The sequence below is a fragment of the Streptomyces flavofungini genome (assembly GCF_030388665.1).
Classification (GTDB): Bacteria; Actinomycetota; Actinomycetes; order Streptomycetales; family Streptomycetaceae; genus Streptomyces; species Streptomyces flavofungini_A.
This window is the reverse complement of the sequence record NZ_CP128846.1, coordinates 2993825-3006255: the sequence shown is the minus strand read 5'-3', so window position 1 is coordinate 3006255 and position 12431 is coordinate 2993825. Positions and strand designations below refer to the sequence as shown.

Annotated in this window: 12 protein-coding genes; 6 read left to right on the top strand and 6 right to left on the bottom strand. The window is 72.3% G+C overall.

Features of this window, described 5'->3' with window-relative positions; translation table 11 throughout:
* Positions 1-4 precede the first annotated feature (4 nt).
* Complete coding sequence (locus QUY26_RS11820) at positions 5-760, bottom strand: ABC transporter permease (RefSeq protein WP_289945763.1); 756 nt, start codon at positions 758-760, stop codon at positions 5-7.
* A gap of 98 nt (positions 761-858) precedes the next feature.
* On the bottom strand, positions 859-1641 hold the full coding sequence (locus QUY26_RS11815; RefSeq protein ID WP_289945761.1) for an ABC transporter ATP-binding protein: 783 nt from the start codon (positions 1639-1641) through the stop codon (positions 859-861).
* A gap of 97 nt (positions 1642-1738) precedes the next feature.
* Here QUY26_RS11815 and QUY26_RS11810 point away from each other — a divergent pair, with 97 nt between their 5' ends.
* From QUY26_RS11810 to QUY26_RS11795, 4 genes are all read left to right on the top strand, one after another.
* Positions 1739-2377, top strand: coding sequence for a TetR/AcrR family transcriptional regulator (locus QUY26_RS11810; protein ID WP_289945754.1), 639 nt, complete (start codon positions 1739-1741; stop codon positions 2375-2377).
* A gap of 170 nt (positions 2378-2547) precedes the next feature.
* Complete coding sequence (locus QUY26_RS11805; protein ID WP_289945753.1) at positions 2548-3396, top strand: 3-hydroxyacyl-CoA dehydrogenase family protein; 849 nt, start codon at positions 2548-2550, stop codon at positions 3394-3396.
* 207 nt (positions 3397-3603) lie between these two features.
* Positions 3604-3927 (top strand): STAS domain-containing protein, encoded by a 324-nt coding sequence (locus QUY26_RS11800; protein ID WP_030361223.1) that lies wholly within the window; start codon positions 3604-3606, stop codon positions 3925-3927.
* A gap of 227 nt (positions 3928-4154) precedes the next feature.
* Entirely contained in the window at positions 4155-6782 is a 2628-nt protein-coding gene (locus QUY26_RS11795; protein ID WP_289945750.1) for an ATP-binding protein, read from the top strand.
* Between the two features lie 89 nt (positions 6783-6871).
* On the opposite strand, the gene nucS is transcribed toward QUY26_RS11795, so the two are convergent.
* A complete protein-coding gene (gene nucS, locus QUY26_RS11790; protein WP_289945748.1) occupies positions 6872-7543 on the bottom strand; it encodes an endonuclease NucS in 672 nt (223 codons plus the stop codon).
* 256 nt (positions 7544-7799) lie between these two features.
* Between nucS and QUY26_RS11785 the strand changes: the two genes are divergently transcribed.
* Entirely contained in the window at positions 7800-8192 is a 393-nt protein-coding gene (locus QUY26_RS11785) for an SCO5389 family protein (protein ID WP_016643275.1), read from the top strand.
* Between the two features lie 227 nt (positions 8193-8419).
* Here the strand turns inward: QUY26_RS11785 and QUY26_RS11780 are convergent, their stop codons facing one another.
* The gene (locus QUY26_RS11780) at positions 8420-9508 is read right to left on the bottom strand and encodes an LLM class flavin-dependent oxidoreductase (RefSeq protein WP_289945746.1); all 1089 of its coding nucleotides are present in this window, start codon (positions 9506-9508) and stop codon (positions 8420-8422) included.
* 235 nt (positions 9509-9743) lie between these two features.
* Between QUY26_RS11780 and QUY26_RS11775 the strand changes: the two genes are divergently transcribed.
* Complete coding sequence (locus QUY26_RS11775) at positions 9744-10085, top strand: ATP/GTP-binding protein (protein ID WP_289945744.1); 342 nt, start codon at positions 9744-9746, stop codon at positions 10083-10085.
* Positions 10086-10111: 26 nt separating this feature from the next.
* Here QUY26_RS11775 and QUY26_RS11770 read toward each other — a convergent pair whose 3' ends face one another.
* Both QUY26_RS11770 and QUY26_RS11765 read right to left on the bottom strand, forming a co-directional pair.
* Positions 10112-10963 carry an ABC transporter permease gene (locus QUY26_RS11770; protein WP_436840498.1) on the bottom strand — a complete coding sequence of 284 codons (852 nt, stop codon included), beginning with the start codon at positions 10961-10963 and terminating at the stop codon, positions 10112-10114.
* A gap of 170 nt (positions 10964-11133) precedes the next feature.
* Complete coding sequence (locus tag QUY26_RS11765; protein ID WP_289945743.1) at positions 11134-12309, bottom strand: ABC transporter ATP-binding protein; 1176 nt, start codon at positions 12307-12309, stop codon at positions 11134-11136.
* Between the last annotated feature and the right edge of the window lie 122 nt (positions 12310-12431).

Below are 12431 nucleotides of genomic sequence, written 5' to 3'. Positions count from 1 at the left end.
GTAGTTAGGCCCCGGCCGTCCGGAACACGCGTGTGCCGACGATCACGGACAGCGCGGCGAACGCCACCGCCGTCACGACGCCGTACAGCAGCGCCCCGCTCGCGTAGTCGCCGACGTACGCCGCCCGCACCGCGTCCACGAGGTAGCGGAACGGCATGAAGTGCGACAGGACGTCCAGCCAGCCCGGCGCGAGGGCCATCGGCAGCATCAGGCCGGAGAGCAGCATGGAGGGCATGCTCACCGCGTTCACCACGGGCCCGAACTCGTGCGGCTTGGAGACCTTCAGGGCCAGGGAGTACGACAGCGCGGCGAGCGACAGCGTCAGGACGCCCACGAAGGCGAAGCCGATGAGGACGCCCGCGAGCGGTGCCCGCAGCCCCATGGCGAGCGCCGCGAGGACCAGCAGCACCGCCTGGAACACGAACAGCGCGGCATCCCGCAGCACCCGCCCGAGCAGCAGCGCGAGCCTGCTCACGGGCGTCACCCGCATCCGCTCCACCACCCCGAACTGCTTCTCGATGATGATCGCGAAACCGCTGAACGTCGCCCCGAAGAGGCCGAGCTGGAGCAGCAGCCCCGGCACGAGCACCTGCCAGGAGTCGCCGCGCGAGCCCAGCGGCAGGTCGGTGAGCAGCGGCCCGAAGAAGAGCAGGTAGAGCAGCGGCGTGAGCACGCCGAAGAGCATCTGGAACTTGGAGCGCAGGGTCTGGCGGGCGTAGCGCCCGAAGACCAGGGCGGTGTCGGAGAGAAACGTGGGCATGGGGGTGTCCTGGCGTCGTGAGCGGGCTGAGGTCGTGAGCGGGCTGAGGTCGTGCGCGAGCCGGTGCCGGGGGCGGCCCGGGTGCGGGGGCGTCCGGGTCAGACGGCGACGGGGGCCCGGTCGGCGGGGGCCGGGTCGCGGCCGGTGATGGCGAGGAACGCGTCCTGGAGGGCGGCGTCGGCCGAGCCCGCGTAGCGGAGCTTGAGGGCGCTCGGGGTGCCGTCGGCGACCACGACGCCCTGGTCCACGACCACGATCCGGTCGGCCAGGGCGTCCGCCTCGTCCAGATAGTGCGTGGTCAGGAACACCGTCGTGCCGTGCTCGTCGCGCAGGCGGCGCACCAGGTCCCAGAGGTCGGCGCGGGCGCCGGGGTCGAGGCCCGTCGTCGGCTCGTCGAGGAAGAGGACCGCGGGCCGGTGCATCAGGCCCATGGCGATGTCGAGCCGCCGCCGCTGGCCGCCGGAGAGGGCCGCGCACTTGCGGTCGAGCAGGTCGGTCAGGCCGAGGTCGCGGGCCAACTCCTCGGCGCGGGCGACGGCTTCGGCCTTGGGGAGGCGGTAGAGCCGCCCCTGGGTGACCAGTTCCTCGCGCAGCGAGATGTTCAGGTCGACGCCGCCGGACTGGGCCACGTACCCGATCCGGCCGCGCACGGCCGCGGGCTCGCGGGCCAGGTCGAAGCCCGCGACGGTGGCGGCGCCGCCGGTGGGCGGCAGGAGCGTGGTGAGCATGCGCAGGGTGGTCGTCTTGCCCGCGCCGTTCGGGCCGAGGAAGCCGAGGATCTCGCCGGGGGAGACGGTCAGGTCGATGCCGCGCACGGCTTCGACGGGGCCCGCCTTCGTCGTGAACGTCTTGGCCAGTCCGGCCGTGCTGATGATTGCCATGGAGGCCACAAAAACAGAGTCTCTGAAATTTTGCAACGCCCCCAAATTTTCGGTGGGCTCAAGTTTTCATGGAGGCCAGCGAAGCTACGATGAGGGCATGACTGAGGGGCTCAGGGAGCGGAAGAAGCGGCAGACCAAGCAGCGGATCTCGGACATCGCGACCGGTCTGTTCGTCGAGCACGGCTTCGTCACCGTGACCGTCGCGGAGATCGCCGAAGCCGCCGACGTCTCGGTCAACACGGTCTACAACTACTTCCCGGCCAAGGAGGACCTGTTCCTCGACCGCGGCGTCGAGATGGTCGACCGGCTCTCCCGGTGGGTGCGCGGGCGCCGGGTGGGGGAGTCGCCCGCCGCCGCCGTCCTGCGCGAGCTGCGCGCCCTGGTCGAGGGGGTGTCGCCGACCGTCGGCCTGTTCGACGGGTACGCCGACTTCATGAAGGTCATCGCCGAGTCGCCCGCCCTGCGCTCCCGCCTCTGGGCCCTGCAGCAGGAGACCCTCAAGGACCTGGAGGCCACCCTGCGCGCGGAGGCGGGCCCCGCCCCCGGCCACCTCCCCGAACTCGTCGCGGGCCAGCTCAGCTGGGCGTACGGCACCGTCTTCGCCTGGATCGGCGCCGAGATGATGAAGCGCAGGGCGCCCGAGGAGGTCTCCCGCGAAGCCCTCGACCTGCTCGACGAACTGGAGGACCTGCTCGGCGAGCAGGTCCTCAACTACGGGATCCGCACGGCCACATGAGACCCCGACGGCCGCCCCGGGACCCCTGCCGGTGTGATGTCCGTCAAATGGGACGTGGCGTGCGTCTCTTAGCGGTCCCCTGAGCGGCTGTGAGCGCTAATGTCCGGGCCAGAGCGAAACGTAAACAGCGGGTAAGCGCTCAGTCGTCGGTAAGTAAGGGGAGTCGTAACGTGGCACGGAAGCTCGCCGTCATCGGAGCCGGACTCATGGGGTCCGGGATCGCCCAGGTATCCGCACAGGCGGGCTGGGACGTCGTCCTGCGCGACGTCACCGACGAGGCGCTGACCCGCGGCACCGACGGCATCAAGGCCTCGTACGAGAAGTTCGTCAGCAAGGGCAAGCTCGACGCCGCCGACGCCGAAGCCGCGCTCGGCCGCATCACGACCACCACCGACCTGGACGCCGCCGCCGACGCGGACGTCGTCGTCGAGGCGGTGTTCGAGAAGCTCGAGGTCAAGCACGAGATCTTCCGCACCCTCGACAAGATCGTGCGCGACGAGACCGTGCTCGCCTCCAACACCTCCGCCATCCCGATCACCAAGATCGCGGCCGTGACGGACCGTCCGGAGCGCGTCGTCGGCGCCCACTTCTTCTCGCCGGTGCCCATGATGCAGCTGTGCGAGCTGGTCCGCGGCCACAAGACGAGCGACGAAACCCTCGCCACCACGCGGGAGTTCGCCGAGTCCGTCGGCAAGACCTGCATCGTCGTGAACCGCGACGTCGCGGGCTTCGTCACCACCCGCCTCATCTCCGCCCTCGTCGTCGAGGCCGCCAAGCTCTACGAGTCGGGCGTTGCCAGCGCCGAGGACATCGACATCGCCTGCAAGCTGGGCTTCGGCCACGCCATGGGCCCGCTCGCCACCGCCGACCTCACCGGCGTCGACATCCTGCTGCACGCCACCGACAACATCTACACGGAGTCCCAGGACGAGAAGTTCGCCCCGCCGGAGCTGATGCGCCGGATGGTTGACGCCGGTGACATCGGGCGCAAGAGCGGGCAGGGCTTCTACAAGCACTGAGCTTCCACAAGCACTGAGCCTCTATGAGCACTGACGGCGCATACCGACGCCTGTACGCCTCCTGGGATCACCCCTCGGGGTGAATTCGGTATCGGTTCGCTTACAGACGGCAACTTCCTCCCCCGAGCGGCAGTCAGTTGCTGTGACATACACAGACGCCTCGCGGCACAGGCGTCACATACGACACCGCACTCTTGGGGAGCGCATATGCACATCAGGGGCGACCAGGCCCAGCTGGTCGTCGGGGGACGCCTCGACGTACGCAGCGCGGCGGACGCCCGTACGGTCCTGCACTCGGCCGTCGACGACGGCGCCGGCGACCTTGTGCTCGACCTGTCCGAACTCGACTCGTGGGACGCCACGGGACTCGGCGTCATCATGGGCGCCCACCGGCGCGCCGGACGCTGCGGCCGCCGCCTCGTGCTGCGCGGCGTACCCCCGCAGATGCAGCGACTCCTCGTCGCCACCCGACTCCACCGCATCCTCGCCATCGAAGGCGGCATCGGGGTCGAATCCCTCCCTCGCGTATAAGCCGCGCGAGGGGGGCGGGAGCGCTCCCTCACGCACAATCCTCACGAGACTGTGACGTCTCGGACCGGGCGGTACCCCGCCCTCCACGGGGATACTGAAGAAGGTTTAGGGTTCGGTCGCCTGCCGATAGACGAACCCGCACGGGGGGCACCGGACCAGAAGCGACAGCGCGGTGTGCTCAAGGCCGGAGGGGGCTTCGCACACGACGCATCTGGGGGGCTGAGACCATGGACCCGATGAACCGGGGACCCGAAGAGTACGGCCACGACGGTGACGACCGCGACGACGCGGGGATCGGCCGCGAGGGCACGCACGACGACAGCGCGACAGCACCCGAGCACCAGAGCCCGCAGGACGCACCGCCGGGCCCGCCCGCACCGGGCCCCTCGGCCACGGCCGACTTCGGGCCGCCCACCGTCGCCCGCACCGTACAAGTGGTGTCCGGCGACTTCCTGCTCACCGTGAACCCCGTCGACGGCAGCGAGATAGAGCCCTGCCCGCCGGGGGAGCAGCCCGGCCACCCGCCCAGGCACTCCGCCGTCGAGCGCGCCGAACGCCGCCGCGCCGCGCAGCCGCCCGTGCCGCCGGGCCCCGCCCTGCCCCGGCTGCCGCTGCTCGAACGGCAGGAGGAGCGCGAACGCCTGGTGCGCCTCCTCGCCCGCGGCCGCTCCGTGCGCCTCACCGGCCCCGCCGGATCCGGCCGCACGGCGCTGCTCGCCGCCGTCGCCGAGGACTGCGCCGACCTCGCCCCCGACGGCGTGATCCGCCTCAGCGGCTACCACCGCACCGTGGGCGACCTCCTGTACGACCTCTTCGCCGCCGTCTACGACGCGCCCCTGCACCGCCCCGACCCGGCCCTGCTGCGCGAACTGCTCCGCGACATCGGCGCCGTCGTCGTCCTCGACGACCTGGAGTTCGGCGGCGCCGCCCTCGAAGAGCTCCTGGACGCGACTCCCGAGTGCGCCTTCCTCGTCGCCGCGACGCCCGACATCGCCGCACCCGCGCCCGAGTCCCACCTCGAAGAGGTCTTCCTCGGCGGCCTCGGCCGCGGCGGCGGCCTGGAACTCCTCGAGCGCGTCGTCGGCCGCGTCCTCACCGACGACGAGGCCAACTGGGCCGGGGACCTCTGGTTCGAGTCGGAGGGCCTGCCGCTGCGCTTCGTCCAGGCGGGAGCCCTGCTGCGCCAGCGCGACCGGCTCCTCGCCGACCCCGGCGCCTTCGACGAGTACGGCCCCGACCAGGGCCCCGGCGGCTACGACGCGCCCTTCGACGCCGCCGACCACGACGTCCCGCTGCCGTCCCTCGCCGACGGCGCCGCGCCCGCCGCGCTGCTCGCCTCCCGGCTCAGCGCCTCCGCGCGCGCCGCGCTGCGCCTCGCCGTCGCGCTCGGCGGCGAACTGCCGCACCCCGCCCACCTGCCCGCGCTCGTCGGCGACACCCACGCCGACGCCGCGCTCGCCGAGCTGGTCGACTGCGCCCTCGTCACCCCGGTCGGCGGCCACTACCGCCTCGCGGCCGGGGTGCGCACCCAGCTGGAGGGCGCCGGATACGCCGACGACGCCGCCGCGAACGCCCAGTCCGCCGCCCGGCACTACGCCTGGTGGGCCGGGCACCCCTCGGTGTCCCCCGAGCGGGTCGCCGCCGAGTCCGACGCGGTCCTCGCCGCGCTCACCGCCCTGGTCACCGGCCCCGGCGCCGGGGCCGACAGCGGCGGAACCGAGCCGTCCGCCGCGGTGCTCCTGGCCCGCACCGCCGCGCCCGCCTTCGCCGGGGGACTGAACTGGGGCGCCTGGGAGCGGGCGCTGCGGTCCGGGCAGGAGGCCTCACGGACCTCCGGCGAGGTCGCCGAAGAGGCCTACTTCCACCATGAGCTCGGCATCCTCGCGCTCTGCGCCGGACGCCTCGACCGGGCCCGCGCCGAGCTGGAAGCCTCCATCGGCCTGCGCGGCGCGCTCGCCGACAAGCGCGGCATGATCGCGGGCCGCAGGGCGCTCGCCCTGGTCGCCGACCGCTCCGGCGGGCTGCTGCCGGACGGCCACGCGATGGCGGGCGAGGAGGTGCCGGACGCCCGGTACGAGGAGTCGGCGTCCCCGCCCGGCGGCATCCCCACCGCGTTCGCTCTGCCCGCGCCACCGCCACCGCCGGAGCCCGACACCGTCGTCACCCGCCAGCCCGTCCCCGCGGGCCACGGCTCGGCCGCGGGCTCCGGGGCCGGTTCCGGATCGACGCGCCGCTCGATCGTGCGCGGTACGCGGCGCAACCTGGTCGCGGCCGGGGCGGGCGCGCTGCTCGTCGCGGTGCTCGGCACGGTGGTGACGCTCGGCGCGACCTCCGACAAGGACGACGGGCCGCCCGAACGGGTGCGCACCGACCAGTCGGCCAGCGCGGGCGACGACGACGGCGGCCTCGGCGCGGACAAGCCGAGCGACGGCGACTCGGCAGGACCGGCCGACCCCGGCAAGGACGGGGTGCCCGGCACCTCCGACGACCCGAAGCCCGGCCCGAGCGGCAGGCCTTCGCGGAGCGACGACCCTAAGGACCCGTCGGACAAGCCGAGCGGCAAGCCGACGAAGCCGTCGGACAAGCCGAGCGGCAAGCCGACCAAGCCGACGGACAAGCCCACGAAGCCGACGCACAAGCCGACCAAGCCCACGAAGCCGCCGACGAAGCCGCCCACGACTCCGCCGACGACCCCGCCCACCACGCCGACGACGCCGCCGCCGACCACCCCGACGACGCCGCCGTCCTCACCGGACACCTCCACCTCGGCGAGCGGCCCGTCGACGTCGAGCCCGGTCACCTCCGACCCGGCGACGGGCGGCACGTCCGGGTCCGCCTCCTCGTCGGTGGCCTGACGGGTCGTGCACGCGCGAAGGGGCCGGACTCCCCCGGGAGTCCGGCCCCTTCGTCGGTGCTGCGGGTCGCCCCGGTGGGGGCGGACGGTTCAGAACAGGCGCAGCTTGTCGTCCTCGATGCCGCGCAGCGCGTCGTAGTCGAGGACGGCGCAGCCGATGCCGCGGTCGGTGGCGAGTACGCGTGCCTGCGGCTTGATCTCCTGGGCGGCGAAGACGCCCCTGACCGGAGCCAGGTGCGGGTCGCGGTTCAACAACTCCAGATACCGGGTCAGTTGCTCGACGCCGTCGATCTCGCCGCGGCGCTTGATCTCGACGGCGACCGTCTGCCCGTCGGCGTCGCGGCAGAGGATGTCGACCGGGCCGATCGCCGTCATGTACTCGCGACGGATCAGCGTATATCCCTCACCGAGTGTCTCGATCCGGTCGGCGAGCAGCTCCTGCAGGTGTGCTTCCACGCCGTCCTTGATGAGGCCGGGGTCGACACCCAGTTCGTGTGAGGAGTCGTGCAGGACCTCCTCCATGGTGATGATGAGCTTCTCGCCCGCCTTGTTGACGACGGTCCACACACCGGCGTCGTCGCCGGATCCCTCCTTCAGGGTGCACGGCGGCGACATCCAGTTGAGGGGCTTGTAGGCCCGGTCGTCAGCGTGAATGGAGACGCTTCCGTCCGCCTTGACGAGGATCAGGCGGGGGGCCGACGGGAGGTGGGCGGTGAGCCGGCCCGCGTAGTCCACGGAGCAGCGGGCGATGACGAGACGCATGGTCGGCAACGCTACTCGACGCGGGGTGGTGCGGCGAATTCCGTGCGTCGCGCCCGGCTCGGCAGCCCCCTGGACCGCACCACTTGTCCAACGATGAACACGTTCGATCCTGGCCGGTTATGCGCCCAATCTCCTGGTGGTCCACCGAGCCGTTGCCTACCGTATAAGCAGGAGGTCGTCGCGCGTGCACGCTGCGTATGCGAGCTCCTTCCCTGTCCGTAAGCCCCTGCTCCCTGGGGGTGCGAGAGGAGAACTCATGTCGCTCGACGTCTCACCGGCACTGTTGGAACAGGCCGAGCGAGGCGAGGTCGACGAAGCAGCATTCGTCGACTGCGTCCGGACCTCCCTGCCTTACGCGTGGGAGATGGTCAGCTCCCTGGTGGCTCAGTTGAAGGTCGACGGCGGCGAGTTCGCCGACAACCAGACGCCGCCGCCGGACGAGCAGGCGCGCGGTCAGTTGCTCCGCGCGCTCGCGAGTGACGCGATTCGCGGCGCCCTGCAGCGCCACTTCGGGGTCCGCCTGGCGTTCCAGAACTGCCACCGTGTGGCGGTCTTCCCGCTGGACGGCTCCGCGGACGACAGGCTGGCCAAGTTCACATCGATCCGTGGCCAGTTGCTGAATCAGTCGCCCGAGCTTCGCGACTGCTGAGGGCACTTGCTGCCGCTCCGTACGCGGGAGGTGTTTCAGTCCGGGGCGGCAGCAATCTTCTGGCGGGGGCGCCTTGTGTGGGGTGCCCCTTGGGGGGCGGGCCCCCCTTTTTTTTTGCGTGCGGGGTTGTGGGGGCTGGGCGCGCAGTTCCCCGCGCCCCTTACGGGGCGCTCCTCTTCGGGGCGCGCCCCTTGCGGGGCGCCCCCTCGGGGGTGTTCCGGGTTTTGCTATGTCAGTTGTGGGAGTACTTCCGTGCCCAGGCGGCGTACGTTCTCCTCTGTGGTCGCCAGGTCGCCCGAGCCCTCCACGAGCAACGCGAAGCGCGTGATGCCGGTACGCTCCGAGGTCGCCGCGAGGCGGTCCGCGCAGACCTGGGGTGTGCCCACGGGGTGGATGCCGCAGAGCAGTTCCGTGTATCCGAGCGGGTCGCGCATGGCTCGGACACGGCCGTCGACCGTGACATGGGCGTCCAGGCCGTACTTCAGCCAGCCCGGCATCGCCTTCGTGAGCGTCTCGTTGGCCTCCACGCGGCGGTCCGCGATCTGCACGACCCCGGCCGAGACGTGCGCGGCCCGCGCCACCTCGTCCGGCGTGCGCCCCGCGGCTCGCGCGTGCCTGCCCCACAACGCCACCATTTCGGCCTTCTCCTCGTCACCCACGTGCATGCCGAGCAGCATCGGAAGGCCGCGGGCCGCGGCGAGGCGGACGCTGGACGGCGAGGTGCACGCGACGATCACCTCGGGGCCCGCGGACGGCCCGATGCGGTCGGGCGCCGGCGGTTCGGGCAGGTCGGGGAACGGGGCCGAGGAGCCGCCGACGGGCTCGGTCGGGCGGGGCACGACCGCGACGTCACGGAAGGCGAACCGGCCGCCGGGGCCCGCCACCCGGCCCGCCCCGCTGAGCCAGCTGAGCAGCAGGTCGAGGGATTCCGGGAACCCCTTCTCGTACGCCTCGAGGCCCGAGCCGAAGACCTCCAGGTCCACCCAGGGGCCGCCGCGGCCCACGCCCAGCGAGAAGCGCCCGCCGGAGGTGAGGTGCAGCAGCGCGGCCTGCTCGCCGAGGGCCACGGGGTGGACGGTGGGCAGCACGCTGACGGCCGTGCCGACGCGGATGCGCCGGGTGCGTCCGAGCAGCAGGGCCGCGAGTGTGATCGCGGAAGGACAGGTGCCGTACGGCACGAAGTGGTGTTCGGCGAGCCAGGCCGAATCGAGACCCGCTTCCTCGGCCACTTCGACGGACCGCACGGCGCGGTGCAGTGCTTCCCCGTGGCCCTGGCCCGGGAACTGGGCGGCCAGCACAAAACTTCCTAAGCGCATCGAACTTCCTGCCTCCTTGGCGCCGACGCAGGCACTCCCCTACCGGCAACAACGCGTGACAAGTGCCAAAGGCACGGCTTCGCGGGCGGATTGACAGATTTTCTGCGCGGCGCAGGGGGATCTGTGGGGATCGGTCCTTGACGACTACCCCTCCGCGCGGTGCGTAGGCTGGACACAGCCCCGCCCGCTGTCGGCGGCAGCCCCAGCCGAGCCCCGTCCCTTCGTGAGGTGTCCCGTGTCGCCGCGTCGCAACCGCCCCAAGGGCGCCGCAGATCCGAGGCCCGGCCAGGCCGCCGGGGGCGCGGAGCCGTCCGGCCGCTACGGCGGCTTCCAGCGCGCCGAGAGCTGGCAGGGCGAGGACTGGAGCGTGCGCCACGTCGCGGGCGCGAGCGCGGCAGGCAAGACCTACCGCTGCCCGGGCTGCGACCAGGAGATCCCCTCCGGGCTCGCGCACGTGGTCGCCTGGCCCGAGCACTCGGGCGTGGACGAGCGCAGGCACTGGCACACGGCGTGCTGGAACGCGAAGGACCGCCGCACCACGCGGGTGCGGCGGTCCCGTAACGCGCCGAGGTACTGAGGCCCTTTCGACGGACCCCGGTCCGGTCAGACGTCGCGCTTCTCCAGGAGGGCGAAGGCGCCGATCACGGCGGCGGCCGTGATCACGACGAGCAGCATCAGCTGCGACGTCCCCGTGCTGGTGCTGTCCAGGCCGTCGACCCGGAAGATCTTGGCGAGCGAGTTGATGGCGTTGTAGTCGGCCATCTTGTCGCCGAGCTTCTGGGTGCTCTCCCAGATGCCGAGGAAGCCCGGCAGGATCGCGGGGACCAGGACCACGCCGAGCATCGTCGTGATGGCACCGGCGGAGTGGCGCAGCATGGAGCCGACCGCGAGCGCGAGCACCCCGAGCAGCGAGACGTACAGGGCGCCCTTGACGACCGTGCCGCCCCAGGCGATGTCGCCCGCCTCCGGGCCGCTGTGCGCGCCCGACGCCATCAGGCCCACGAGGAGGATCGAGCCCGCGGACGCCACGAAGGCGACGATGAAGAAGATCAGGGCCTTCGCCGCGAGGACGCGGTGGCGCTGCGGCGACGCCGTGAAGGTGGTGCGGATCATGCCGGTGCCGTACTCGGACGACGTCACCAGGACGCCCAGCGTGATCAGGCAGATCTGGCCGAGCATCAGACCGAAGAACGCGGGGACCGTGAACGGCACGTCGCGGTAGTCGTCGGCCTGCGTGTTGGCGACGGCGAGCAGGCCGATGCCGATGACGAGGAGCAGGAAGATGCTCAGCGTCCACACCGTGGAGCGGACCGACTTGATCTTCGTCCACTCGGAGGCGAGGGCGTGACCCAGGTTGGTCTTCTTGATCGGGATCGGCGAGGTGTAGGCGTTGTTCATCGCCTGCTGCCAGGCCGACGGCGGGGCCGGGGCGGCGGGCGCGGGGGCGGCCGCCATGGCCGGGGCGCCCTGCGGCACCGGGGCGCCGGCGTGCGCGTAGGCCTGCTGGGGCTGCTGCGCGGGCGGCTGGTCCTGCGGGGCCGGGGCGGCGAGGGCCGCAGCCTGGTCCTGCGGCTGCGGGGGCTGCTGGGGCTGCGCCTGCGGCTGCTGCGGAGTCGGAGGCGTGGTCATCGGGCTGCATCCTCGTTGTCGGTGGCGCGCTTGGTCATCTCGGGGGAGGGGGCGGCGGCCGGGGGCTGGGGGGCGGCGGCGTACGGGGTCGCGTCGGCGGGCGGCGCGCCCTGCGGCATCGCGAAGGGCTGGCCGCCCTGCTGGGGCGACGGCGGGGCGTACCAGCCGGGCTGGCCCTGGCCGGGCACCGGCAGCTGGGGCTGCTGCGCCATGGCGCCGGGCGGGAGCTGCTGCTGCAGGCCCGCGCGCTGGTCGGCGGTGGAGCGGTAGTCGACGGCGCCCTGCGTCATGCGCATGTACGCCTCTTCGAGCGAGGCCTGGTGCGGCGAGAGCTCCCACAGGCGGACGTCCGCGCCGTGCGCGAGGTCGCTGATGCGGGGCAGCGGCAGGCCGGTGACGCGGAGCGCGCCGTCCTGCTCGGGCAGCACCTGGCCGCCGGCCTCGGTGAGCGCGGCGGTGAGCTTCTCGCGCTGCTGCGGGTCGGTGTCCGGGGTGCGCACCCGGGCGAAGTCGGCGGAGTTCGTCGAGATGAAGTCCCTGACGCTCATGTCGGCGAGCAGCTGGCCGCGGCCGATCACGATCAGGTGCTCGGCGGTCAGCGCCATCTCGCTCATCAGGTGCGAGGAGACGAAGACGGTACGTCCCTCCGCGGCGAGCGACTTCATCAGGTTGCGCACCCAGAGGATGCCCTCGGGGTCGAGACCGTTGACCGGCTCGTCGAACAGCAGCACCTGCGGGTCGCCGAGCAGCGCGGCGGCGATGCCGAGGCGCTGGCCCATGCCGAGCGAGAAGCCCTTGGAGCGCTTGCGCGCCACGTCCTGCAGGCCGACGACCCCGAGCACCTCGTCCACGCGCCGCGCGGGGATGCCGGAGAGCTGCGCCAGGCACAGCAGGTGGTTGCGGGCGTGTCGGCCGCCGTGCACCGCCTTGGCGTCGAGCAGGGCGCCGACCTGGCGGGGCGCGTTCGGCAGCTTGCGGTACGGGTAGCCGCCGATCGTCACCTGCCCCTGCGAGGGCGCGTCGAGCCCGAGGATCATGCGCATCGTCGTCGACTTGCCGGACCCGTTGGGGCCGAGGAAGCCGGTCACGGTGCCGGGCCGCACCTGGAAGGAAAGGTTGTACACGGCTGTCTTGGCGCCGTAGCGCTTCGTCAGGCCGACTGCCTCGATCATTCTCCGCACCCATCGAATGGTTCAGGACGTCGGGGCACACGCCCCCGTAAGGGTTAGGAGGATATCTGTGGGCTGACGGTTCCAGCCAAGAGCGAGTAAAGCTCCGGTCAAGCCCGAGAGGG

Excerpts from the sequence above, each read along its gene's own strand:
- QUY26_RS11820 (WP_289945763.1), bottom strand. The coding sequence starts at position 760 with ATGCCCACGTTTCTCTCCGACACCGCCCTGGTCTTCGGGCGCTACGCC.
- QUY26_RS11815 (WP_289945761.1), bottom strand. The coding sequence starts at position 1,641 with ATGGCAATCATCAGCACGGCCGGACTGGCCAAGACGTTCACGACGAAG.
- QUY26_RS11810 (WP_289945754.1), top strand. The coding sequence starts at position 1,739 with ATGACTGAGGGGCTCAGGGAGCGGAAGAAGCGGCAGACCAAGCAGCGG.
- QUY26_RS11800 (WP_030361223.1), top strand. The coding sequence starts at position 3,604 with ATGCACATCAGGGGCGACCAGGCCCAGCTGGTCGTCGGGGGACGCCTC.
- QUY26_RS11795 (WP_289945750.1), top strand. The coding sequence starts at position 4,155 with ATGGACCCGATGAACCGGGGACCCGAAGAGTACGGCCACGACGGTGAC.
- nucS (WP_289945748.1), bottom strand. The coding sequence starts at position 7,543 with ATGCGTCTCGTCATCGCCCGCTGCTCCGTGGACTACGCGGGCCGGCTC.
- QUY26_RS11785 (WP_016643275.1), top strand. The coding sequence starts at position 7,800 with ATGTCGCTCGACGTCTCACCGGCACTGTTGGAACAGGCCGAGCGAGGC.
- QUY26_RS11780 (WP_289945746.1), bottom strand. The coding sequence starts at position 9,508 with ATGCGCTTAGGAAGTTTTGTGCTGGCCGCCCAGTTCCCGGGCCAGGGC.
- QUY26_RS11770 (WP_436840498.1), bottom strand. The coding sequence starts at position 10,963 with ATGGCGGCCGCCCCCGCGCCCGCCGCCCCGGCCCCGCCGTCGGCCTGG.
- QUY26_RS11765 (WP_289945743.1), bottom strand. The coding sequence starts at position 12,309 with ATGATCGAGGCAGTCGGCCTGACGAAGCGCTACGGCGCCAAGACAGCC.